The organism is Humibacter antri, assembly GCF_054777235.1.
Genome location: NZ_BAAHAW010000017.1, coordinates 1 through 24,228, shown reverse-complemented (window position 1 = coordinate 24,228; position 24,228 = coordinate 1). Strand labels below are relative to the sequence as shown.

The following is a 24,228-nucleotide window of genomic DNA, read 5'->3' as shown; positions in this document are numbered from 1 at the left end:
CGCCTGCCGACTCACCGCGTACGGCCTGCCGCCTCGCCGGAGAGAAGATTGGGCGTAATGCGGAACTAGCCTCCGGCTAGTTCCCCGTCACCCCGCGACCCCCGATTCCCGCCGCACCCCCGCCGCACCCTACCGTTGTACCCATGCCCGACGACGAACGCCGCCCCGACTTCGAGACCCGCCAGATCCACGCCGGAGCGCTGATCGATGCCGAGGCGCATGCCCGCGTCACGCCGATCTACCAGACGGCGGGATACCTGTTCGAGAGCTTCGACGACGGCGAAGACCTCTTCGCCGGGCGCAGCACGCGCCGCGCCTATTCGCGCAACGACAACCCGACGAACGCGGTCGCGGGGCGACGCATTGCGGATCTCGAGGGCGGAGTCGACGGCATCCTCGTCGCCAGCGGGCAAGCCGCGATCGCCGCGGCGCTGTTCGCGCTCGCTGCGGCAGGCGATCACATCCTGGTGACGCAGTCGCTGTACGAGGGGACCCGCGAGATGTTTCGCGGAACGCTGAAGCGCCAGGGGCTCGACGTCGAGTACGTTCCGGATGCCGCCGGCGATGACGAGTGGGCATCCCGCTTCCGTCCCACCACGAAGGCGATCTACACCGAGACGCTGCCCAACCCGCTGAATCAGGTCACCGACATCGAGCGCCTCGCGCGCATCGCCCACGCCGGCGGGGTGCCGCTCGTGGTCGACAACACGGTGCCGACGCCGTACCTTCAACGTCCGATCGAGCACGGAGCGGATGTCGTCATCCACTCCACCTCGAAGTGGCTCTCCGGTCACGGGTCGGTCATCGGCGGCGCGGTCGTCGACGGCGGAAGGTTCGACTGGGCGGCGAACGCCGAGCGGTTCCCGCAGCTGACGCAAGCGCCGCGGGACGGCGTGCCGGCGTTCGTTGACAGGTTCGGGGCATCCGCGTTCGGGGCGTACCTGCGCGGTGTGATCGTGCTGGAGTACGGGCCCACCGTGCCGCCGACCAGCGCGTTCCTGCTGCTGGCTGGCATCGAGACGCTGTCGCTGCGCATGGAACGGCACGTCGCCAATGCCCAGCACGTGGCCGAGTGGCTCGCCGGGCGACCCGAGGTTGCGGCCGTGCACTACCCGGGCCTGGCATCCAGCCCCTATCACGAGCTCGCGCAGCACTACCTGCCGCTCGGGCCGGGCTCGATCGTCAGCATCGACCTCGCCGGCGGAAAGGATGCCGCCCGCCGGTTCATCGACGCCCTGCAGCTCGTCTCGCCCATGACCCACATCGGAGATGTGCGAACGCTGGCGCTCCACCTCGCCTCGACCATCCACGGCAAGCTCACCGAGCAGGAGCGACTGGATGCCGGCATCACGCCGGGACTCATCCGGCTCTCCATCGGGTTGGAGAGCGCTCGCGACATCATCGACGACCTGGAGCGCGCGCTGGCGGCAGCGGCGGCCTGACTCCAGCTCACACAGCGCCGGGGCGGTCGCAGTATCCGCGGTGGTTTGAGCAGACATGCCGCGCCCACGCGCGGCGTGTCTGCGGTTCAGGCCTTGGTGGCGAGCGCGCGGCTCAGCCCTGCGGGTTCGGCGGGCTCAACCAGCGGGACGCGGCACGCGGGCCTGTGCGGCAACGGGAGCGGATGCCCGCACCACGCGCTCGATGCGCCGCACGGCCTCCACGATCGTGGACGGGTCGCACGCCACGTTCACCCGCACGAAGCCGGCGCCGCCCGAACCGAATGTCGGACCGGAGTTGAACGCCACACGTCCCTCCTCGCGGAGCACCAGGGCGGGATCGTCCCCCAGGCCGGCATCGCGCAGGTCCAGCCAGATCAGGTAACCGGCATCCGGAGTTACCAGCCGTGCCTCGGGCACACGCACCGCCAGTTCAGCCTCGAAGAGCTCGAGGTTCGCGACGACCTGGGCGATGGCCGCGTCGCGCCACTCGGTGTCGTCGAACGCCGCGATGCCTGCGTGCAGCCCGAGGATGCTCGTGCGCGCCGCCGTCTCCTCCGGCAGTCGCCGCAGCATTTCGGCGGTGCGATCGTCGGCGGCGACGATCCATGCGCACTTGAGCGCGGCGAGGTTCCACGCCTTGCTGGCGCTCGTGACCGTGGCACTGCGCGCGCCCGCGGCAGCGGCGACGGGCGCGAACGGGGTGAACGAGGCATCCAGGTGCGCGAACGGCGCGTGCACCTCGTCGCTCACCACCGGAACGTCGTAGCGGGCGGCGAGCTCGGCGAGCGCTTGGAGCGCCTGCCTGCTGTGACATCGGCCGGTCGGGTTCTGCGGGTTGCACAGGAGCATCGCGTCGGCGCCGTCGGCGAAGGCGCGCTCCAGGGCGTCGAGGTCGAGCGTCCACCCGGATGCCTCCACCAGCGGCACCTCGACGGCCTTCCCGTTCGCCTCGCCCACCATCTCGTAGAACGGCGCGTACACGGGCGGCGTCAGAACGACGCGCGCACCGACCGGAGGCGCCAGCAGCCGCAGGGTCTCGACGATGCCGACCGTGACATCCGTCGCCAGGTGCACGCGGTCGGGATCGACCGCCCAGCCCCAGGATCGCAGCGCGAACGCGGCGAAGGCCGGCGCAAGCGGACCAGGCCCGTCGAGGTAACCGGTGTCGCCGGCGAGCAGCGCACGGGAGACGGCATCCACGACCGCCTTCGACGGCTCGAAGTCCATCTCGGCCACGAACAGGGGGAGCACATCGGGCTCGTAACGGCGCCACTTGATGCTGCCGCGCTCGGCGCGCAGCCGTTCGATCGGGCGGGTGGCCAGGTGGTTCACGTCGATGGTGCCTTCGGTCAAGGGGTGTGCCCGTCAAATCTATTCGAGCGACGGATGCCCGCGGCAGTCGAGCGACGCCCCGTTACGCCCCCACCACCCGCGGCCTCGCCCGGCCCATGTAGCGGGCTCGACATTGCCGACCTTGGCGCACCGCCCGATCCGTAACGCAATTCCGTGAAACTGCATGCCCGCCCCGAAACAGCGGGTATTACCCACCTTCTCGGGATAGCGGTGCAGTCTCGCACGGGAGGGGCGCGATCTCTGGCACCCTGACCCACGTCGCGTCTAGCGCGGTGTTAGGCGGGTTCTATCTCAGCGCTCAGCGGGCGCGGCCGCGCAACGCCCGGTACGCCGAACGCTCGTCCGGGCCGAGGTGCTCGGTCGCGTACGAGAGCATCACGGCGGGCATGCGTTGAGCGTTCGCGTCGAGAAAGCCGATGAGCAGGTCGCGGTCGACGCGTTTGCCGACCTCGCGGAGCATCCATCCGACCGCCTTCTGCGTCAGGTCACGACGATCACCGGTGTCGAGCACTCGGGATGCCAGTTCGAGCGTGGTAGAGGCGTCCCCGCGCTTGATGAACGCGAACGTCGAGAGCATCGCGACCCGACGCCACCACAGGTCGTCGGAGTCGGCGAGCTCGAACAGGATGAACCGCGGCCGGTCGTACAGGTACTCGCCGAGCACGAACTCGGCGGAGGCGTCGACGAGGTCCCAGTTGTTCACCCGGCCGGCGCGCACGGCGTTCAGATAGAAGGCGGCGAGGCGCTCGCGCTCGTCGTCGTCGCGGCTGCGGGATGCCGATGCCCGCCCGAACAGAGCGTTCAGCGCCACGAGACCCGCGAGTCGGTGCTCGTGCACGTGGCTCCCCAGGAGGTCGTCGACGCTTTCGAGCGAGAGCGGGCCGAGTCGCTTCACGATCGCACGCAGAGCGGGCAGGCGCACTCCGATGAAGACATCGCCCTCGCCGTACTCGCCGGGCCCCGTCTTGAAGTAACGCTGCAGGAGTACCGCGTCGCCGGCATCCGCCACCTCCGCGAGCGCGACAACCACTTCGCCGCAATCACCCATGACTGCAGTCTGCACGCAAAAGTTGCCCTTTCAACTGCAGAAGTGGCTGTCCGGGACCGATCTTGGCGCCACTTCTGCAGTCGAAACGAAGGGGATGCGACGGGTCAGTACCAGCCGGATGACTGCGAGTGGCCCCACGCACCGCACGGCGTGCCGTACGAGCCGGAGATGTAGCTGAGGCCCCAGGCGATCTGCGTGGCGGCGTTGGTCGCCCAGTCGCTGCCGAAGGAGGCCATCTTCGATCCGGGGAGCGCTTGCGGGATTCCCGTGGCGCCGCTGCCGGCGTTGTATGCCTGGTAGTTCCAGCCGGACTCGCGGTTCCACAGGCTGTTCAGGCACTGGAACTGGTCGCTGCCCCAGCCGTACTTGCTGGCCATCATCGACTGCGCGACGGCGCGCGCGCCATCAGGGGTGTCGGCCTGAGCGAGTGCCTGTGCGGCTGCCGCCGCGGCCGCCTGCGCCTTCGCGGCAGCCTCGGCGGCTGCCTTCGCTGCGGCCTCCTGCGCCTGCGCGACGTCGGCATCGTGCGAGATGGCCGCCTTGGCGGCCACGTTCATGGCGACCTGCGTCGCGGCGGTCAGCTTGCGCAACGTGACGGGATCGGACGAGTAGTTGTTCTTCAGCGCGGAGATCGCCGCGTCGAGCGGAGCGAGATCTGCGCGTCCCTGCAGGTTTCCCACCGTGACTTCTGCGACGGCGAGCGCATTGAACGATGCCTGGGCCGCGGTGTGATCGGCCGGCGTTGATCGGCTCGGCGATTCCTTCACGACCTGGAACGACGCGGCCGCCTGACCGGCCGGCTCGGCGTAGGCGTTCTGCACGACGACCGGGGTGATGATGGCACCGACGGCGACCGCGGCCGCGGCGGTGACGAGCAGCGCCCGCTTGTGCTGCGCGATCGTGTTGGCACGACGGTGACGTGCGGACTTGCCCAGAAGCGGGCGGAGGGTGTTCCGGAGGTTTTCAGGGACGATACGCGTGAGGAAGGTCAAAGGGTTCCAATGATCGGGGTTTCCCCGCGTCGTCCACCGGGATGCGCGCGCACGCGACCATCCGGGCAACGGATGCCTGACACGCGCTCACGCGCGCCTCACCATCCGGGCGGGTCGGGTTCACCCCTGAAAGCGCGCCCAGCGGACACACCATTCGCGCCATGCCGGCACACCGCCGTGTGGGGGCACGGCGGTGGCCGCGACGCACGTGACGCGCGCCGGCAAGACGCCCCTCAGACGCGTACAGGCGGCGTCCGTCGGGTTGGGGCGTTCGTCGAAACGGCATCCCGCCCATCGGGTTTGTCGGGGGCGGAGTGCCGAAAATCCGACGACTCCGACACGGTACCCAGTGGCACTGGACAGGCTGTGCACAGAGCATCCGAGAGCCCTGGGAGCGATTCTGAGCCGGAATCACGCGGATCTCGGCCGGCGAATCACGATGTCGCCGAAATCGCAAGTCGACTCATCCGCATACAGTCCGTCGACTGACAGGTTCAGCCCACCCGTTGGTTGAGCTTGTCGAAACCGCCACCGCTCAGCCACCGGGATTCGACCAGCTCAACCCACGGGACCAAGCCCAACCCACCCGTTCGTTGAGCTCGTCGAAACCGCCACCGCCCGGTCACCGGGTTTCGACCAGCTCAACCCACGGGACCAAGCCCAACCCACCCGTTCGTTGAGCTCGTCGAAACCGCCACCGCCCGGTCACCGGGTTTCGACGAGCCCAACCCACGGGACCAAGCCCAACCCACCCGTTCGTTGAGCTCGTCGAAACCGCCACCGCCCGGTCACCGGGTTTCGACCAGCTCAACCCACGGGACCAAGCCCAACCCACCCGTTCGTTGAGCTCGTCGAAACGCACCGCCGCTCGGCCACCGGGTTTCGACCAGCTCAACCCACGGGGTCGGCCCACCCACGGCGCCAGACCAGCCGACGAGGCGCACGCCCGACCAGCGGATCGCCCTACGGCGAGACAGAAAGGAACAGGAACGCCGCGAAGATCACCAGGTGCACGCCGCCCTGCAGCTTCGTCGCGCGACCAGGGACGACGGTGAGGATGCTCACCACGATCGAGAGCAGCAGCAGCACGATCTGCGTGTCGCCGAGTCCGAGCACGAGTTGTCCGGGCATCCAGATGGATGCCACAGCCACCGCCGGGATCGTCAGCCCGATGCTTGCCATGGCCGAGCCGAGTCCCAGGTTGAGGCTGGTCTGGATGTGGTTGCGCCGCGCCGCACGCACCGCCGAGATGCCCTCGGGCAGCAGGATGACCAGCGCGATGATGACGCCGACCACGGACTCCGGAAGCCCGAGCGTCACCACGCCGCCCTCGATCGACGGGGACTCGAGCTTGGCAAGGCCCACCACGGAGACGAGCGCGACGAGCAGCAGCACGAGGCTGATCAGCGTCGCGCCGAGCGTGGGCGGTTCGCCGTGGTCTTCGTCGTCGTCATCCTCGCCGATGACCCCACCGGACTCGGTCACCGGTAGAAAGATGCGGCGATGCGAGATCGTCTGCGTGATGACGAACAGCACATAGAGCGCGAGTGACGCGATCGCGGCGAACGTGAGCTGCGTCGGTGAGAAGCGCGGACCGGATGCCTCGGTGAAGTCCGGAAGCACGAGGCACAGCACCGCGAGCGTCGACACGGTCGCCAGGGCGGCGCCGGATCCCTCGGAGTTGAACCGCACGGTGCCGAACTTGAGCGCACCGACCAGGATCGCGAGGCCCACGATGCCGGTGGTGGTGATCATGAAGGCCGAGAACACGGTGTCGCGGGCAAGCGTGGCGGCGTGCTCGTCGCCACCGGCGGAGAGCGACACGATGAGGCCGACCTCGATGATGGTCACGGCGACGGCGAGGATCAATGACCCGAACGGCTCTCCGACCCGGTGCGCGATCACCTCTGCGTGGTGCACGGCCACGAGGATGGCGCCGATCAGGATGACCGCGAGCAGAATCGCGAGCCCGACTCCCGGCTTCGTCTCCCACGCGAGCACGAGCGCGATCGCGGCGAGCACCGGCACGGCGACGGGCACCCACCTGCGGATCGCACGCATCGCCGTCATCCCCCCATCTTGTCAGCCGGCGAGTCGCGAGTACCGTTGGTTGAGCTTGTCGTGCCGCCCACCCGCCCGCTGGTTGAGCTTGTCCTGCCGCCCACCACCCGCTGGTTGAGCTTGTCGAAACCAGGTCGGTCGGGTTTCGACAAGCTCAACCCGCGGGACAGTCCAAACGGTCCAACCCGCGGGACAGTCCAAACGGTCCAACCCGCGGGACGGCCCAACCAGAGGGACGGCCCGACCAGCGGGACGGCCCGACCAACGAGACGGCCCGACCAGCGGGACGATCCGACCAGCGGGACGGCCCGACCAACGAGACGGCCCGACCAGCGGGACGATCCGAACAGAAGCGAGACGAGATGGCAGCGCGCGCGTGGCGCATCCTGGAGCCCGGTCAGATCTCGAGGCTTGTCGTCGTCGACATCGCGACCGGCGCACGCCGCACGGTGCACGAGAGCGCCGACGCCGTCTTCGAGGCGCCGAACTGGACGTTCTCGCCGCACTGGGGTGACGAGGAGTGGCTGGTGTTCAACCAGGACGGGCTGATCCACCGCATTCCGGTGGCGGGCGGTGCCGTCGAACTCGTGCCCACCGGCGACATCGACAGCTCGAACAACGACCACGTGGTGTCTCCAGACGGCCGATGCCTCTACGTCTCGGCAGAGGACAAGCACATCCACCAGGTGTCGCTCGCCGACGGCACGACCCGCCGCGTGACGCACGACCACGACCGGCCGTTCAACCACTACTTGCACGGCATCTCACCCGACGGAAGCACACTGTCGTACATCGGACTCGAGCCGCTCGGCCCGAACCCCGGCCCTGGCATCCCGGCACGCACGAACGTCTTCACGATCGGCATCGACGGATCGGATGACACGCAACTCACCGACTCCGACAGCCCGCACGACGGCGCCGAGTTCGACCCGACCGGCGAGTGGATCTACTTCAACTCGGAGCGCGAGTCGGGCCATCCGGGGCACGCGCAACTGTTCCGCTGCCGGCCGGACGGCTCGGACGTCGCGCAGCTCACGTTCGACGCACGCGTGAACTGGTTCCCGCACGTGGCGCCCGGCGCACGCGATCTCGTGTACGTGAGCTACCCGCCCGGGGTGGTCGGGCATCCGGAGAACGAGCGTGTGCGCATCCGTCGCATCGACCCCGACGGCGGGCAGCCGGTCGACATCGTCGACCTCTTCGGCGGGCAGGGCACCATGAACGTGGCGAGCTGGTCGCCCGACGGCACGCGGTTCGCATACGTGGAGTACCCGGTGGCCTGAGCTCTCGGGGAGCCGGCGACTGAATAGCGCAGAGCGGGTGAGCCGGGGCCGTCGGATGCTCGATACCCTCCTGCCATGACACTGCGCGAGCGCGTCGAACGCGTGGCCGCCGACCGGGAGACTCTCGCCCTCGCCGTGGGCGCGGCCTGCTTCGTGATCGTGGCGCTCGCCGCCATGATCGCCTTCGGAACGAGAAGCCAACCGATCAGCGGGCCGAATTCACTCGGACAATTCGCCGCGATCGCCGGTGCCGCCGCCGCACTCGTCGTGTGCGTCGTCACCTGGTGCGTTCCGCCGGGCGCTCGCCTCCGCGAGCGTTCGCTGGCGGGGTCCCTGCTCGACATGTCGGCGATCTGCGTCGCGCATGCAGTGATCGCGTTACTGCTCTGGCTCGTGCTTGCGGCCGTGGCCGAGCAGAGTTTCAAAGGGGCGGTCGTCTATCCACTGCCGGCGGTCGCGCTGGCGGCGTCTGCCGCTGCGATCACCGGGTATTTCGTCTTCCTCTCCACCCGTGGCCTGGACGGCATGCACCTTGCAGCGGTGCTCGCCGTGTTCCTCGTGCTCGGGGCGGTGACCAGCATGCTGACAGCAACCGACCCGCACTGGTGGCAGAAGAATCTGAGCGCTTTGGGCATGACGAACGACCTCTCCTCGTTCGCCTTCAACCTCACGTTGATCGTGGCGGGGTTCCTCGTCACCACCATCGCCCGCTACGCGACGGCCGCACTCTTCGACGGCCGTCGACGAACCGGCGTGCTGATCGTGCGCTGGGCACTGGTAGCGCTCGGGGTTCTGTTGGGATGCGTCGGCGTTTTCCCCGTCGACCGCTTCTTCATCGTGCACAACTCGGTCGCGTGCGGAATGGTGGTCGCCTACCTGATCATCACCATCGGCTTGCGCTGGTTCATTCCCGAGTTGCCGCGCGCGTTCATCGCGCTCGGGCTGCTGTTCCTGGCGGTCATCGTGGTCGCCGCCGTGTTCTTCGCGATCGGCTATTACAACCTGACAGCGGTGGAGCTGGTCGCAGCGGTGCTCATCTTCAGTTGGCTGATCGTCTTCCTGCGTGTGGTCTCTGCCACGTTGAGCGACCGGTCGCCCGTCGGCGTCGAGACAGGGCGGACCGAGGTCGCGCGACCCGGCCGTCATGCTCGCCCCGACATAGACCTGAGCGATCTGGACGACCCGGGTGCCGCAATGCTGGTCTCCGGGTCGACAGACCCGGAGCGCGACGCCGATTCCTCCGATCGGTGAACCCCGTGCTCGAGCAACGCACGTTCGTTGCGCGCATTCGTTCGCAAACGCAACACTGAACGCCAACTCGGCAAACTCATCCTCGAACCTCGTCGTTACCCTCGAAGTAGACGCAAAGAGTTCACCACGAGGAGGTCTCGTCATGTCCATCGTTCTTCCCACGAGTGCGCCCGAGGCCCTCGACGCGGATGCTGCGGCACGCCTGGCGAACATCACCGCCGACCCTGCGTGGCTCGCGCTGAAGCTGGCGGCCACGAGAATCCAGGGCGACCAGGTCAAAGACGGCTCGATTCCGGATGCCGACCGGCACGCGGATGCCCGCACCCACGTCGCCACGATCGTGCACGCGATCGGCGACCTGGCTCCGCTGTTCCCGCACGACGCCGGCTACCTCGCCGCCCTGGAGGCAGACTTCGAGCGCTGGGTCGACGGCGGGTTCGGAGTGCCGGACTTCTACGACGCGCTCGTCGCGTTCCAGCCGCAGCAGCACCGCGTGGATGGCCTGCGCCACCTCGTGGTGTTCCCGATGTACACGCAGAACGGGTCCACCGACCGGCACGTCGAGGCCCTGATCGTCGAGACGATCTGGCCCGAGTTCGTGGGAGAGCTCGAGCGCACCGATTACGGCAACAAGCTGTTCGTCTCGCTTCGGCTCATCGACTTCACCCCCGGCTACGACACCAACTCCGCCGTGCTGTTCCCGGAGACGGTCGCTATGCGGGAACTGCCGGCCTTCACGTGGGGTGCGATCTTCCAGGACCGCGAGGCCGCCCGTTACCGTGTGGTCGTGCGGGCGGCATCCGACATCACGAAGCTCGACCTGCCCGACGACGCCGCGCGGCTGCTCGAGAACCAGGCGCTCATCGAGGAGACGTTCGTGATGTGGGACATCATCCACGACCGCACCCACATGCGCGGCGACCTGCCGTTCGACCCGTTCATGATCAAGCAACGCATGCCGTACTTTCTGTACTCGCTCGAGGAGCTCCGCTGCGACCTCACCGCGTATCGCGAGGCGTACCGGCTCGAGAAGGTCCTCGGCGCCATGCCTGCCGAGGAACTGACGGATGATCAGCGCAGCATCCTGGAGCACGCCTCCCTCGTGCGCTACGCGATTCTGTTCGACCGCATCTTCCGCTTCCCGGTCACAGGCAGCCGGGTGCGCAACTACGACGGGCTCGGCGGGCAGCTGCTGTTCGCCTGGCTGCACCAGCACCACGTGCTCGACTGGACCGACACGCAGCTGTCGATCGACTGGGATGCCGTCGGCGACGCGGTCGTCTCGCTCAGCGACACGATCAACGAGCTGTACTGGCGCTCGATCGACCGACCCAAGACCGCGCACTGGCTGGCCGCCTACGGCCTGGTCAGCAGTGTGCTCACGCCGAACCCGGCATCCGCCTGGGCGAAGGGCCTGCCCGAGGAGGTTCTCGCCGGCGCGCCGAAGGGGTACACGGATGCCGTGCTCGACGACGAGTTCCCGCTCTCGATGTTCTACGAGGCGCTGAACAAGAAGATGGGCGGCACCATCGAGTCGACGAAGGGCATCACGGGCGCGTCGCTCGCCTGAGCGCTCGACACCGCCCGCGAGAGCGCTCGACGCCGCCCGGGTGAACCCTCGACGCGGCCCGCGAGACTGCACGTGCACCCCGAGACCGCGGGTATCTCCCGCTGTCTCGGGAGCGGCGTGCGGTCTCCCGAACGGTGTGCGGTCCCGGGGGCGGTGCGCTGTCTCGGGGGTGGTGCGCAGTCTCGCGAACGGTGTGGGGGCTCGGGAGCGGCGTGCGGTCCCGGGAGCGGCATCCAGGCTCGGGGTGGTGTGCGGTCGCACGGGCGGTGTGCGGTCCCGGGCATCACAGGCGAGCGGGCGGCGTGTGGTCAGCGGCTCTCCCAGCGGAACCAGCGGATGCCGATGAACGCGAACACCACGATGTAGCCTCCGCACGCCAGCAGCGCGTTCGTGTCTTGGCCGCTCCACGGGGCGCCGGCGATCACATCGCCGAACAGGGGCATCAGGGCTCCGACGGGCGTCCACTGCGAGATCGACTTGATCGCGTCGCCCAGCACACCGGTGCCGCCGAGAATGCCGACCAGAACGAGCAGGATGAACAGGATGCGGCCGGCCGCGAGCACCGCGCCCTGACTCGGAATCAGCCCCACCAGCGCCTGGCCGATCGACAGGAACACCGCCGCCCCGAGGATCGCCACCACCAGCACCATCACGTACTGACCGAAGCTGAGCGCGAGTCCGTGCAAGATCACCCCGACGACCACGACGATGATCGAGCCGACCAGATTCATCACGACCTGCACGACGAGCCGGCTGGTCATGATGGTCCAGGTCGGCGCCGGAGTGACGCGGAGCCGCTGCAACACCCCGATCTCGCGCTCGCGCGCCAGGTTGAGGCTGTAGCCGAGAAGGCACGAGGTGAGCAGGCCGAGGGTGAGTGCGAGACCGATGACGAGGTCGGATCCGCCGAACCGCTGCGATCCTTTGCCGAGACTGGTGATCACGAGAATGGCCACGGGAAGGATGATGCTCAGCACCGTCGCCACCCGGCTGTGCAGCAGCACGATGGTGTCGGCGCGAAGCAGTGAGCCCAACACAAGGCCGAGCGGCGGGCGACGGAAAGCTGTGTCAGTCACGGATCTCACTTCCCGTCAGGCCGATGAAGACATCCTCGAGCGTGACGTCGCCGTGCGCGACGGCCTGCACCCGCGGATCGTCCCGGTTCTTCGCGATCAGGTCGGCGGGCGTGCCCTCCGTGAGCAGGGCGCCGTGGTCGATGATCGCGACGCGGTCGCACACGGACTGCGCCTCCTCCATGGAGTGGGTGGTCAGCAGGATGCTGCTGCCCCGCTTCCGCAGCTGCTCGATGCGCGACCAGAGCGCGCGGCGCGACTGCGGGTCGAGGCCTGCGGTGGGCTCGTCGAGCAGCAGAAGGAGCGGATCGTGAATGGTGGCGATGTACAGCGCCAACCGCTGCTGCTGGCCGCCGGAGAGCTGCTTGAACCGCTTTCCCCGCTCCTGATCGAGCCCGATCTCGTTCAGGCTCTGCCTGATGCGTTCCCGTGTCAGTCGCACGCCGTACAGTCCGCCGTATAGGGTCGCGATCTGCTCGATGCTGAGTTCCGCCTGGAAGCTGGATGTCTGCAGCTGCACCCCGAGACGCGCCTTCGTCTCGGTGGGGTGCTGGCGGGCATCCATTCCATCGACGGTCACGGTGCCGGATCGCGGATGCACCAGGCCCTCTATCGCTCCGAGGGTGCTCGTCTTGCCTGCACCGTTCGGACCGAGCAGGCCGAAGATCTCGCCGCGCTCGATCTGCAGACTCACACCGGCGACCGCGATCTGCTGTCCGTAGGCGACGGTCAATTCGCTCACCTGCAAGGCGGGCAGAGTTGATTGTTCTGGCGTCATCGGCACCGGCGAGGGCTCATTCCCTGTCACATGAAAAACGATATCACTTTAGCTGCCGTGGGTCGAGTTCGGCACCCGTGGAGGTTGAGCTTGCCGCCCCGTGGGTTGAGCTTGCCCCCGTGGGTTGAGCTTGCCCCCGTGGGTTGAGCTTGCCCCCGTGGGTTGAGCTTGCCCCCGTGGGTTGAGCTTGTCGAAACCCGACGCGCGCTGAAGCGGTTTCGACAAGCTCAACCCGCGGGCCCGGCCCGACTCCGTGCTGAAGCGGGTTTCGACAAGCTCAACCCACGGGCCCGACCCGACACCGTGCTGAAGCGGGTTTCGACACGTTCAACCCACGGGCCCGACCCGACTCCGTGCTGAAGCGGGCTTCGACACGTTCAACCCACGGGCCCGACCCGACTCCGTGCTGAAGCGGGCTTCGACACGTTCAACCCACGGGCCCTGCCCGACTCCGTGCCGGGACAGGTTTCGACACGCTCGACCGCGGACGGGGAACGGACCCGTCATCCTCTCAAACGCGCGGCGGCCGGCCGCGCTTGGGCAGGGGAGCGACCTCTTTCGGCAGTCTGTCCGCTTGTTTGAGGGCATCCCGCAGCAAGATCTCGATCTGCGCGTTCACGCTGCGCAACTCTCCGGATGCCCACCGCGCGATCGCGTCGTGCACCGCCGGATCGAGCCGCAACAGCACGTTCTTGCGCTCGGCGCTCATCGTGATCTTCCGTGTGTCATGGCCGTCACGAGTACAGCGTTCCCGCGTTGACGATGGGCGCGGCCGGCTGGTCGCTGCACAGCACGACCATCAGGTTGCTGACCATCGCAGCCCTGCGCTCGTCGTCGAGCGTCACGTAGTCGCTCTCGTTGAGGCGGTCGAGCGCCATCTCGACCATGCCGACTGCGCCTTCCACGATGCGCGAACGGGCCTGCACGACGGCCGCGGCCTGCTGACGGCGCAGCATGGCCTGGGCGATCTCCGGCGCGTACGCGAGGTGGCTGATGCGCACCTCCACGATCTCGACTCCGGCGAGCGCGACCCTCATCGTGACCTCATGAGAGAGTTCGCTGGCCACGACATCGGTGGAGTCGCGGAGTGAGATGCGGTCTTCACCGGCGGAATCGTATGGATAGGCGTTCGCGATCTGCCGCACCGCCGACTCGGCCTGCACGGCGACGAAGTCGAGGTAGTCATCCACGGCGTAGACGGCCTTCGCGGTATCGGTCACCTGCCACACGACGATGGCCGCGATCTCCACCGGATTGCCCTCAGCGTCGTTCACCCGCAGTCGCTTCGTCTCGAAGTTGCGGATGCGCACGCTCATCTTGCGCCGGGTCGTGAACGGCAGCACCCACGAGAGGCCGGAGCGGCGAACCGTTCCGACGTAGTGACCGAACCGCTGGATCACCCGCGTCTCACCCGGCTGAAGAACGACCAGCGAGCCGAGCACGACCGCGATGGCGAGGATCGGCAGGATGGCGAATCGCGTCTGGCCCTGCGCGATCACAACGATCGCGATCACGACGAACGCCGCGATCGCCGCGATGCCGTACCCGCCGCTGATCACCTGCGCCGGCCGCTCCTCGATGTCTACTCGCGCGCCCGAGTAGGCGAACGGTGGCGCGTCCGGCCGCTGCGGAACTGTTCCCATGCGCTCATCCTAAAGTGATATCGCGATTTCGGTGCCTGCCCGTGTCACCGGTGCGCCTGCCACCCCGATGATGACGGCTCGGCGGAGGGCGGCGGGGCATCTGCGGCCGTGCCCGGCGTTCGTGCCAGACGCGCATCCGCGAAGATGGATGCATCATGACACTTCGCCTGCACGACCCGGACTCCCGCGCATTCGCCTCCGACAACTACGCGGGAGCGCATCAAGAGGTCATCGACGCCATCGTCGCCGCGAACAGCGGGCACCAGATCTCCTACGGCGAGGATGCCTACACCGAGCGCCTCCACGAGGTGTTCGCCGGGCAGTTCGGCGAGGGCGTTCAGGTGTATCCGGTGTTCAACGGCACCGGGGCGAACGTGACCGCGTTGCAGTCGATGCTGCCGCGCTGGGGCGCGGTGGTGGCATCCGCCACGGCACACATCAACACCGACGAGAACGGCGCCCCCGAGCGGGTCGGTGGACTCAAGCTGCTCACGGTCGAGACCCAAGACGGCAAGCTCACGCCCGAGCTGATCGACAAGCAGGCCTGGGGCTGGGGCGACGAGCATCGGGCACAGCCGCTGGCGGTCTCGATCACGCAGACCACCGAGCTCGGCACCTGCTACAGCCTCGAGGAGGTGCGTGCCATCTGCGAACACGCGCACTCGCTCGGGATGCGCGTGCACATGGACGGCGCCCGCGTCGCCAACGCCGCCGCCCACCTCGGTGCCCCACTGCGCACCTTCACGAGCGATGCCGGCGTCGACGTGCTCAGCTTCGGCGGCACGAAGAACGGGCTCCTGTTCGGCGAGGCCGTCGTGGTGCTGAACCCGGATGCCTCGGAGGGCATGACCTACCTGCGCAAGCTCGACATGCAGCTGGCCTCGAAGATGCGGTTCATCTCGGCGCAGCTCATCGCGCTGCTGACCGACGAGCTCTGGCTGCGCAGCGCGCGGCACTCGAACGCGATGGCCGGCCGGCTGCGGTCCGAGCTGGAGGATGCCGTTGCATCCGGCCGCGCTCCCGGGCTGGGCTTCACGCAGGCGACGGAGTCGAACGGCGTGTTCGCGACGCTGCCGAAGGAGGCCGCCGAGCGGGTTCGCGAGCAGTACCGGTTCTACGACTGGGCGCCCGACCGCGGCGAGGTGCGCTGGATGTGCTCGTGGGACACCACAGAAGACGACATCGACGGCTTCGTCGCGGCGATCGTGGAGGCGCTGGGCGCCGTGTGAGCGGTACATCGCCGGCCGAGCCGCGTCCCGCCCGTCGAGCCGCATCCCGCCGGCCGAGCCGCATCTCCCGCCGGTTGAGCTTGTCGAAACCGGGCCGCCTCGCGCCACCGCCGGTCGAGCCGCACACCACCGGTCGAGCCGCACACCACCGGTCGAGCCCCATCCCGCCGGTCGAGCTGCATATACCGCCGGTTGAGCTTGTCGAAACCGAGCGACCCCGCACCACCGCCTTCTTGAGCCGCATCCCGCCGGTTGAGCTTGTCGAAACCGAGTCGCCCCGCGCCACCGCCAGTCGAGTTCGCCGAGACCGAGCAACTGCCAGCGCCGTTCCATGCCGCACCGTTATCTAGCCGATGTTCCTGATTCCTTCTCACATCGAACATCCGCTGACGACACGCGGCCGGCGTTCGACGCTGCCGGCCTCGCCGATCGCGCTCCGTCTGCTCCGATCGTGAGCTCCGTGAACCGGACCACGGCGTCGGTGACCGCATGGAACCGCAACGACTGGAAGAAGTCGAAGTTGTGCTGAGCTCCTGGGAGCTCTGCATACACGACGGGGCGGCGCGAAACGGCCCGGAGTCGGCTGGCGAAATCACGGGCGTCTCGGCGCAGCACGAGGGTGTCGACGGTGCCGTGCACGATGAGGAACGGCGGTGCGTCAGGGTTGATGCAGTCCTGCGGTGAGGTCGGCCCGGTCCTGGAACGGCCGACGCTGCCGTAGTAACCGTAGAAGGCGATGACGCCGCGAACCTCGGTGCCGGACAGAGTCGCCGTCGCGGCCAGGTGTGCACCCGAAGAGCCGCCGGCCACGAAGACCGCCTCGGGGCTGCCGCCGTAGGAGCGGGCGTTGGCGCGGACCCAAGTCAGGGCGGCGCGTACATCGGCGAGCTGATCCGCATACTGCACCCGGAACAGCCGGTGGTCGATGCTGATGCACACCCACCCCTGTGCGGCCAGCCGATAGAGCAGCGCACGGGAGCCGAGCATCTTGCTGCCCAGGACGAACGCCCCGCCGTGCACGTAGACCAGCACAGGTGCACCGTCCGTACGGCGTCGACGGGACACGTAGACATCCAGCCGATTCCCACGACGCGACGGCCCGTAGCGACGATTGCGGATGCGGCGCACGTCAGGCCGCCACGAGAGGACCGGCAGCACGAGGCGCCACCAGGCCGGCTGCGTGTAGCGCGGAACCCCGTCGGGGCCGTAGGCGTCCTGGAATGCCGCCGAAAGCGCCGTGCGGGTGGATCGGGCGCGCACAGCGATCAGCACCAGCAGGAGCCCGTCCACGACCATGAGCCCGGCGACCGACCACCACCAGAATGCCGACGGTGCAGCGAGCAGCGCGCCGGTCGAGCCTGCCACCAGCCACCACAGGCCGAGAAGCGGCGCCTCGTTGACCCACCAGCCGAGGCCGAACTGCAGATTGAACGGCGACGAGAAGCGAGGCATCGGCGGATGAATGGCCATCACGGCACACAGCGCCAGGAGCAACGTGGTCGTCAGCGCGCCGATCATGCTCTGATCGCCTGAGCGGAGCCTGGCCGAGGCGCGTACAGCTCGGCGGAGGTTGTTCTGGATGACGACCACGTCGCCGAGCCCGAGGCAACCGCAAGATCGACAGTCGTCGGTTGATCGAGCGACACGGAACACCCCCGATGTGTGTGCATTTCACGTGAAACCCACAGTACTACGATCGTAGTGAATTTCGAGGAGGTCCGGGATGACCCGACGAGACGACATCGCACAGGCTGCGATGGAACTGGTCGCAGAAGGCGGCAGCCACGCGCTCACCCATCGCCGAATCGATCGACGGCTGGGCCTGCCGGAGGGCACCGCGTCGAACTACGCGCGTACTCGACGTGACCTCGTGCTGATGGTGGTGCAGCGCATTGCCGGCACTGCGCATCTGCGCGCGCCTGACGCGCCCCCTCCACGCACGATTCAGGAGGCCGTCGTGCAGCTCATCGCCGCGTTCGAGGATGTCGTCGCCCGCGGCGTGGACATCCGTGCCCGGATGGCTCTGACGATCGATTGCCTGAGCGATCCCGAACTGCACGCCTTGCTCACGACGAAGTCACCGGTGCGCACCGCGGTGCTCGAGCAGGCCGAGCGACTACTCCGCGAGCTCGGCATCGCCGACATCGAGCAACGCGCGGTCGATCTCATCGGCGTCATGAACGGACTCTTCTACGACCGGTTGATCGGCAACGGCCTGCACGGAACATCCGTCGACGCGGCGGCTGTGCTGACGGCCTGGCTCACGGGAAGTCAGCCTGTTTCCACCGGGGCGCCGGTACGGACCGGCGAGGGCCCGGGCGCCGAGAACGAGGGAGGCGATGCGGCGCGGTGAGCGGACATTCCTGCGAAGGCTGACAGGTTCAGGGTGCATGTCTGGCACAAGCCTGAGTCGCGGTTCTAGCATCCGTGTCTTGTGGCGTGCGCACCGACGCGCACGCACGTGACCCGAAAGCCGCTCGATGTCCCGTACCCAATCCGCCCCTGAAACCACCACCCGCCGCACCGGACTCGAGGTGCGCTCGATCGACTATGTGCCGCAGGCGGAGCGGCATGGCAAGGTCTCGCACATCGGACCTCTGTGGTTCATGTGCAACGCCCAGATCGCCACGCTCGCCACCGGCCTGATCAGCATCACCTCGGGCGGCAACCTGATCTGGTCGTTGATCGCGATCGCGGTCGGCATCTGCATCGGCACGTTCTTCATGGCTGCGCACTCCTCGCAGGGTCCGCAACTCGGGCTGCCGCAGATGATCCAGTCCCGCCCGCAGTTCGGCTACATCGGGGCCCTGCTCGTGTGGCTGTTCGCCTACATCCAGTACGCGGGCTTCAACATCTTCAACTCGGTGCTGGGCGGTGAGGCGATCGGCGGTGCGATCAGTTCGAAGCAGGCATCCAACCCGCTCTGGATCTGGGTGGTCACCATCGTCGCCGTCGTGATCGCACTGGTCGGCTACGACTTCATCCACTCGTTCGAGCGCTACCTCACCTACCTCACGGTCATCGTGCTCGCGCTCGTGTCGATCTCGGCGATCATCCATCTGCACATTCCGGCATCCGAGTTCAACCTCGGCGACTTCAGCCCTGTGGCGTTCTTCGGCCAGCTCGGTGTCGCGGCGGGCTACCAGATCTCGTGGGCCATCTACGTCTCGGACTACTCGCGGTACCTGCCTGCCGGCACGAAGCCGAGCAGCACGTTCAACGTCACGTTCTGGGGCAGCGCGCTCGGTGGCATGTGGATGATGTTCCTCGGCTCGTACATCGCCGTCTCGGCCAAGGACATCGGCTCGAACACGGTGGTCGATCTGAAGAAGGTGGCGGATGCCCTGTTCCCCGGCTTCGGCGTCATCGCGCTGATCGTGTTCGGCCTCGGGCTCATCTCGGTGACGGCGCTGAACATGTACGGCGGGTCGCTCACGCTCATCTCGTCGATCGACAGCTTCAAGAAGGTGAGGCCGACGCTGGCCATCCGGATGATCACCCTCGGCATCACCGCGGCACTCTCGCTCGGGTTCGCGCTGTTCGCGACGGCCGACTTCCTGGGGTCGTTCAACGACTTCCTGCTGGTGATCCTGTACCTGTTCATCCCGTGGACGGCCGTGAACCTGACCGACTTCTTCATCGTGCGGCGCGGACACTACGCGATCGCGGAGATCTTCAAGCCGAACGGCATCTACAAGCGCTGGGGCTGGGCCGGCATCGGCGCCTACGTGCTCGGGTTCGCCGCGATGGTTCCGTTCTTCGACATCGCCGGCGTGTACACGGGACCGGTGTCGCACGCGCTCGGCGGCGTGGACATCTCGCTGTTCATCGGCCTGCCCGTCGCCGCCGTCGCGTACTGGCTGTTCACGCGGCGCGTCGACGTGGCAGGCGAGCGCGAGCTGGCGCGGCAGCAGGCCATCGAGATCGAGGACGCCGTGCCGGTGCACCAGCTGCCGTAGCGTCGCTGCCCCGCCGGGCCAGACTCGACCGCCGGCTCGGGCTCGACCGCCGGCTCGGGCTCTGCCGCAGGCCCGGTCCCTGCCGCAGGCCCGGTCCCTGCCGCCGGCCCGGTCCCTGCCGCCGGCGGAGCAGCCCTCGCCGCTGACACCCGTGCTGCGGGTGGAGCAGCCCGCGAAGCGGGCGTGCGGAAACCCCCGACCACCGCGCCCACCATGCAATCGACGAGAGGGCACGGTACCGACGACGCACCACGCGATGGGCGTCTGTACCGTGCCCTCTCGTCGACACCGTGCTCGCTCGTCGGTACCGTGCTCGTTCGTCGAGTCCGTGCGGGATCGTCGAGTCCGTGCGGGATCGTCGACACCGTGCGGGACTGTCCGTACCGTGCGGGATCGTCGGTACCGTGAGCACTCGTCCGGCATTCCGGACGGCGGCGACGGATGCGACGTGGCACAGCATGCACACTGGCGGTATGTCCGTGTACGTGTCGGCGCTCGACCTGTTCTCGATCGGAATCGGGCCGTCCAGCTCGCACACGGTGGGTCCGATGCGCGCGGCCGGGCGGTTCGTGGCGGAGCTGGCCGAGGCGGGCATCCTTCCCCACGTGACGCGGGTGGAGTGCACGCTGTACGGGTCGCTCGCGGCGACCGGCGTCGGCCACGGAACGCCCGATGCTGTGGTGGCCGGCCTCGCGGGCGAGCGATCCGAGACGTGCGATCCGGCCGCGGTGCACGGCGCGTGGGCGCGAGCGACGGAGGCCGGCATGCTCACGCTCGGCACAGGAAGCGCCCCCGACGCGTCGAGCACCGGGTACGACACGAAGTTCGGCAGCAACGGCAGCGCCGCAACCGCAACCGCCGACACTGCCTCCGACGCGAGAGCCGGTGACGAGGTCTCCACCCTTCGACAGGCTCTGGGCCGGTCGAACTCGGCGGGCCGGGTCGAGGTGCCGTTCCAGGCATCCGATCTCACGTTCGAGCCGCGCACGCGGATGCCCGAGCATCCGAATGCGCTCACCCTGCGCGCGTACGCCGCAGGCTCGCGTGGCCCGATCGTGGAGCGCACGTTCTTCTCCATCGGCGGCGGGTTCATCGCCGAACGCGGGGTGGAGGCCGAGCCGGACGAATCCGGATCAACCGGCTCCGAGTCGGCCGAATCCGGATCAGTCGGACCCCGCTCGGCCGGACCCGGCTCGGCAGGAATCGGGTCGTCCGGACCCCGCTCGGCCGGTCCCGGGGCGGCAGGACCCGGGTACTCGACGCAGTGGCCGTTCTCGACGGCAGCCGAACTGCTCGCGTTGTGTGCAGAGCACCGGCTGGGCGTCTGCGACGTCGCGTACCGCATCGAGCTGGAGCGGCACGGCGAGGCGGAGCTGCTTGCAGGACTCGACGCCATCCGGAACGCGATGCACGATTGCGTCGAGCGCGGACTGCACGCCCACGGCGAGCTGCCCGGCGGGCTGCACGTGCCACGGCGCGCCGAGGCGATGCGTGAACAGCTCGACGTCATGCCCGCCGACGCGCCGGACTTCGCCGCAGAATGGATGCGCGCCTACGCCCTCGCCGTGAACGAGGAGAACGCCGCCGGAGGCCGCGTCGTCACCGCGCCGACGAACGGTGCTGCAGGCATCGTGCCCGCCGTTCTCGAATACCACCTGCGCTTCAACCCACGGGCGACGGATGCCGACGCACACCGCTACCTGCTCACCGCCGCCGCGATCGGGTCGATTCTGAAGGCGAACGCATCCATCTCCGGCGCTGAGGGCGGATGCCAGGCGGAGGTCGGATCCGCGTGCGCGATGGCGGCTGCCGGGCTCTGCGCCGTGCTGGGCGGCACGCCCGACCAGGTGGAGAACGCGGCGGAGATCGCGGTCGAGCACCACCTCGGGCTCACCTGCGACCCGGTCGGCGGGCTCGTGCAGATACCGTGCATCGAGCGCAACGCGATCGCGGCCTCCACCGCGGTGTCGGCGGCGCGCCTTGCCCTGCACGGCGACGGCCGGCACCTCGTGCCGCTCGACGTCGCGGTCGAGACGATGCGCCAGACCGGTGCCGACATGAGCGACCGCTACAAGGAGACCAGCGCTGCGGGCCTCGCGGTGAACGTCATCGAGTGCTGAGGCGCCGCCGCCTACCGCCCGCCTCACGTCCCGCTGTCGCCCACGTCCCAGCCCCCTCGTTCTGCTCTCGCCCGCGTTCCCCGGCGCGCGTTCCGCCCTCGTCTGCGTCCCGCTCGCGCGTTCGGTTGCCGTCCGTGCTTCCGCCTGCGTTCCGCGATCATCCGCTCCCGCTGGCCGCATTCAGCTGTCCCGGATTGCGGGTGCGGGCGAGGCGGACCTGCATCGTGCGACACCGGAATGCGCCGCAGCGCAGCGGGGCCGCGCTGCCACGGCACCATCACACCATCAAACAACTGTTTGACAGTCGCGCGCCCGGGCGGCAGACTGTTCTCTCGTGACCGAGACCGACAATGAGCGCGCGGCGGCCGCACAGCGACTCGAGCAGTTGCGCGCCACGGCGCATCCGCTCCGACTGCGGATGCTGTCGCTGCTGACCGGCGCGTCGATGAGCGCCGCGGAGATCGCACGCGAACTGGACGTGACGCAGGCGAACGCGAGCTACCACCTGCGGCTGTTGGAACGTGCGGGCCTCGTCCGCCTGGTCGAGGAGGTCAAACTGCGGGGCGGGGTCGCGCGGCGATTCCGACACGAGAGCTCGTCCGAGCCGTTCGCCGTCGCCGAGCCGACGACCACCGACGAGTTCACGGATGCCCACACTCACTTCATCGCGCTGCTCGCAGACGCGATGCGCGAGCGCGGCACGCGGCGTGCGCCAGGCCCCTCGGTGAACACCGACGCGGAGCTCTGGGTCGCACCCGAGGTGTGGCGCAAGGTCGTCGAGATGGTGGGCGAGGCATCCGCCCTGCTGCACTCTTCCGCAGCTCCTCCGCGCAGCAAGGGAGCCGTCCCGGTGTCGATGACGACCGCGCTGTTCCGAGTCGCCCGGGCAGACGGGTCCGGGGCTGACAAGGCCGAGCCCGACGGACGCGGAGTTGCCGAGGCCGAGCCAGACGGACGCGGGGCTGACGACGCCATGGCAGATGGATGCGGAGCAGACGGGTCCGGGGCCGACGAGCCCGAGCCCGACCGGTCCGCGGCTGATGCGGCCATAGCAGACGAGCCCGCAGGCGACGGTGCCGGGAGCGAGCGATGACGACGGCTGCCGTGCCGGTGCGACGAACGAGCCCGTTCCGCCACCGGCCGTTCCGCTATCTCTTCGCGGCGCGATTCATCAACGTTCTGGGCAACGGCGTCGCGCCGATCGCCCTGGCGTTCGCCGTGCTCGACCTCGGCGGATCGGCGGCCCAGCTCGGAATCGTGGTTGCGGCGCGATCCATCGCCAACGTCGCCGTGCTGCTCGTCGGCGGCGTCATCGCGGATCGCCTGCCGCGCAACGTCGTACTGCTCGGCACCTCGACGCTCGCCGCGCTGACCCAGGGCGCCGTCGCCTGGCTCGTGCTGAGTGGATCGGCATCCATCCTCGTGCTCGCGTGCCTGGGCGTGGTCAACGGCGCGGCTGCGGCCGTGGCTCTGCCCGCGTCGTCCGCGCTCATTCCGCAGACCGTGCCGGAGGACGCGTTGCGACCGGCCAACGCATTGCTGCGCCTCGGTCTGAATGGCGGGACGGTGCTCGGCGCCGTGAGCGGGGCCGGCCTCGTCGCGATGATCGGTCCCGGCTGGGGCCTGGCCGTGGACGCGCTCAGTTTCGCGGTCGCCGGCCCGCTCTTCCTCCTCGTGCGGGGCAGACCGACGGCGAAGCGAACCGAATCGACGAGTGCGCTGCACGACCTGCGCGTCGGCTGGCGCGAGTTCACCAGTCGGCCCTGGGTCTGGGTCGTGGTGCTGCAATTCGCTCTCGTCAACGCTGCCTTCACCGGCGCCATCGCCGTACTCGGCCCCGTGGTGGCGGATGCCTCGTTCGGCCGCGCAAGCTGGGGACTCATCACGGCAGCAGAGACGGTGGGCCTGGTCGCGGGCGGCTTCGTCGCACTGCGCTGGCAACCTCGACAGGCCCTACTCGTCGGAGTGCTCCTCACGGCAGTGTGTGCGCTTCCGGTCGCATTGCTCGCGGCCGCCCCGGCCGTGCCCGTGCTGGCCGCCGCGTTCTTCGCGGGCGGTGTCGCGCTCGAGCAATTCGGAGTTGCGTGGGACCAGTCACTGCAGTCGCATGTTCCACCGGACAGACTGGCTCGCGTCTACTCCTATGACGCGGTCGGATCGTTCGCCGCGATTCCACTCGGCGAGCTACTCGTCGGGCCGCTGGCCGATCAGGTCGGGGTGCAGACCGTACTCTTCGGGGCGGCGGCGATCATCGCGTGCGCCTGCGCAGCGGCCGCGCTCACGCCCGCCGTGCAACGGCTGACGACGGATCGTGTCGACCTGGCCCCCGTGTCGGCCGTTGCGGAGGCCGCCGACCCAACCCTGGCCGACAACTGATATGTAGCGTGTTTTGTCAAGTGGGCAGGGGTGAAGCGCTGCCGGGCTGG

General features: G+C 68.6%; 19 protein-coding genes. 10 read left to right on the top strand and 9 right to left on the bottom strand.

Annotation, left to right across the window (positions count from 1 at the left end):
• Nucleotides 1-143: 143 nt before the first annotated feature.
• Entirely contained in the window at nt 144-1,442 is a 1,299-nt protein-coding gene (locus ACYVDK_RS06180) for an O-acetylhomoserine aminocarboxypropyltransferase/cysteine synthase family protein (protein WP_460519487.1), read from the top strand.
• Between the two features lie 135 nt (nt 1,443-1,577).
• Here the strand turns inward: ACYVDK_RS06180 and ACYVDK_RS06175 are convergent, their stop codons facing one another.
• The 4 genes from ACYVDK_RS06175 to ACYVDK_RS06160 form a co-directional block, all read right to left on the bottom strand.
• Nucleotides 1,578-2,795 (bottom strand): MalY/PatB family protein, encoded by a 1,218-nt coding sequence (locus tag ACYVDK_RS06175; RefSeq protein ID WP_460519484.1) that lies wholly within the window; start codon nt 2,793-2,795, stop codon nt 1,578-1,580.
• Nucleotides 2,796-3,093: 298 nt separating this feature from the next.
• Complete coding sequence (locus ACYVDK_RS06170) at nt 3,094-3,843, bottom strand: DNA alkylation repair protein (protein WP_460519481.1); 750 nt, start codon at nt 3,841-3,843, stop codon at nt 3,094-3,096.
• A 104-nt stretch (nt 3,844-3,947) separates the two neighbouring features.
• Nucleotides 3,948-4,835 (bottom strand): aggregation-promoting factor C-terminal-like domain-containing protein, encoded by an 888-nt coding sequence (locus tag ACYVDK_RS06165; RefSeq protein WP_460519478.1) that lies wholly within the window; start codon nt 4,833-4,835, stop codon nt 3,948-3,950.
• Nucleotides 4,836-5,798: 963 nt separating this feature from the next.
• Nucleotides 5,799-6,905 carry a calcium:cation antiporter gene (locus ACYVDK_RS06160; RefSeq protein WP_460519475.1) on the bottom strand — a complete coding sequence of 369 codons (1,107 nt, stop codon included), beginning with the start codon at nt 6,903-6,905 and terminating at the stop codon, nt 5,799-5,801.
• A gap of 353 nt (nt 6,906-7,258) precedes the next feature.
• Between ACYVDK_RS06160 and ACYVDK_RS06155 the strand changes: the two genes are divergently transcribed.
• From ACYVDK_RS06155 to ACYVDK_RS06145, 3 genes are all read left to right on the top strand, one after another.
• Nucleotides 7,259-8,179, top strand: a complete 921-nt coding sequence (locus ACYVDK_RS06155) for a TolB family protein (RefSeq protein WP_460519472.1) — start codon at nt 7,259-7,261, stop codon at nt 8,177-8,179.
• Between the two features lie 75 nt (nt 8,180-8,254).
• The gene (locus ACYVDK_RS06150) at nt 8,255-9,430 is read left to right on the top strand and encodes a hypothetical protein (RefSeq protein ID WP_460519470.1); all 1,176 of its coding nucleotides are present in this window, start codon (nt 8,255-8,257) and stop codon (nt 9,428-9,430) included.
• A gap of 142 nt (nt 9,431-9,572) precedes the next feature.
• Nucleotides 9,573-11,000 (top strand): DUF6421 family protein, encoded by a 1,428-nt coding sequence (locus ACYVDK_RS06145; RefSeq protein WP_460519468.1) that lies wholly within the window; start codon nt 9,573-9,575, stop codon nt 10,998-11,000.
• Between the two features lie 308 nt (nt 11,001-11,308).
• Here the strand turns inward: ACYVDK_RS06145 and ACYVDK_RS06140 are convergent, their stop codons facing one another.
• The 4 genes from ACYVDK_RS06140 to ACYVDK_RS06125 form a co-directional block, all read right to left on the bottom strand.
• Nucleotides 11,309-12,076: an ABC transporter permease gene (locus ACYVDK_RS06140; RefSeq protein WP_460519466.1), complete on the bottom strand. Its 768-nt coding sequence runs from the start codon at nt 12,074-12,076 to the stop codon at nt 11,309-11,311.
• Nucleotides 12,069-12,815 (bottom strand): ABC transporter ATP-binding protein, encoded by a 747-nt coding sequence (locus ACYVDK_RS06135; protein WP_460519463.1) that lies wholly within the window; start codon nt 12,813-12,815, stop codon nt 12,069-12,071. The genes ACYVDK_RS06140 and ACYVDK_RS06135 overlap by 8 nt, the downstream gene beginning before the upstream one ends.
• Nucleotides 12,816-13,362: 547 nt before the next feature.
• A complete protein-coding gene (locus tag ACYVDK_RS06130) occupies nt 13,363-13,560 on the bottom strand; it encodes a type II toxin-antitoxin system antitoxin (protein WP_460519460.1) in 198 nt (65 codons plus the stop codon).
• A gap of 25 nt (nt 13,561-13,585) precedes the next feature.
• On the bottom strand, nt 13,586-14,494 hold the full coding sequence (locus tag ACYVDK_RS06125) for an SPFH domain-containing protein (RefSeq protein ID WP_460519458.1): 909 nt from the start codon (nt 14,492-14,494) through the stop codon (nt 13,586-13,588).
• A 155-nt stretch (nt 14,495-14,649) separates the two neighbouring features.
• Here ACYVDK_RS06125 and ACYVDK_RS06120 point away from each other — a divergent pair, with 155 nt between their 5' ends.
• On the top strand, nt 14,650-15,723 hold the full coding sequence (locus tag ACYVDK_RS06120) for a threonine aldolase family protein (protein WP_460519455.1): 1,074 nt from the start codon (nt 14,650-14,652) through the stop codon (nt 15,721-15,723).
• Nucleotides 15,724-16,065: 342 nt separating this feature from the next.
• Here the strand turns inward: ACYVDK_RS06120 and ACYVDK_RS06115 are convergent, their stop codons facing one another.
• Nucleotides 16,066-17,241 (bottom strand): alpha/beta hydrolase, encoded by a 1,176-nt coding sequence (locus ACYVDK_RS06115; RefSeq protein ID WP_460519452.1) that lies wholly within the window; start codon nt 17,239-17,241, stop codon nt 16,066-16,068.
• 205 nt (nt 17,242-17,446) lie between these two features.
• Between ACYVDK_RS06115 and ACYVDK_RS06110 the strand changes: the two genes are divergently transcribed.
• From ACYVDK_RS06110 to ACYVDK_RS06090, 5 genes are all read left to right on the top strand, one after another.
• Complete coding sequence (locus ACYVDK_RS06110) at nt 17,447-18,076, top strand: TetR/AcrR family transcriptional regulator (protein WP_460519450.1); 630 nt, start codon at nt 17,447-17,449, stop codon at nt 18,074-18,076.
• Between the two features lie 127 nt (nt 18,077-18,203).
• Nucleotides 18,204-19,682 carry a purine-cytosine permease family protein gene (locus ACYVDK_RS06105; protein WP_460519447.1) on the top strand — a complete coding sequence of 493 codons (1,479 nt, stop codon included), beginning with the start codon at nt 18,204-18,206 and terminating at the stop codon, nt 19,680-19,682.
• A 473-nt stretch (nt 19,683-20,155) separates the two neighbouring features.
• Nucleotides 20,156-21,802 (top strand): L-serine ammonia-lyase, encoded by a 1,647-nt coding sequence (locus tag ACYVDK_RS06100; protein ID WP_460519445.1) that lies wholly within the window; start codon nt 20,156-20,158, stop codon nt 21,800-21,802.
• A gap of 334 nt (nt 21,803-22,136) precedes the next feature.
• On the top strand, nt 22,137-22,895 hold the full coding sequence (locus ACYVDK_RS06095) for an ArsR/SmtB family transcription factor (RefSeq protein ID WP_460519443.1): 759 nt from the start codon (nt 22,137-22,139) through the stop codon (nt 22,893-22,895).
• Complete coding sequence (locus ACYVDK_RS06090; protein ID WP_460519441.1) at nt 22,892-24,178, top strand: MFS transporter; 1,287 nt, start codon at nt 22,892-22,894, stop codon at nt 24,176-24,178. The genes ACYVDK_RS06095 and ACYVDK_RS06090 overlap by 4 nt, the downstream gene beginning before the upstream one ends.
• The last annotated feature ends 50 nt before the right edge of the window (nt 24,179-24,228 follow it).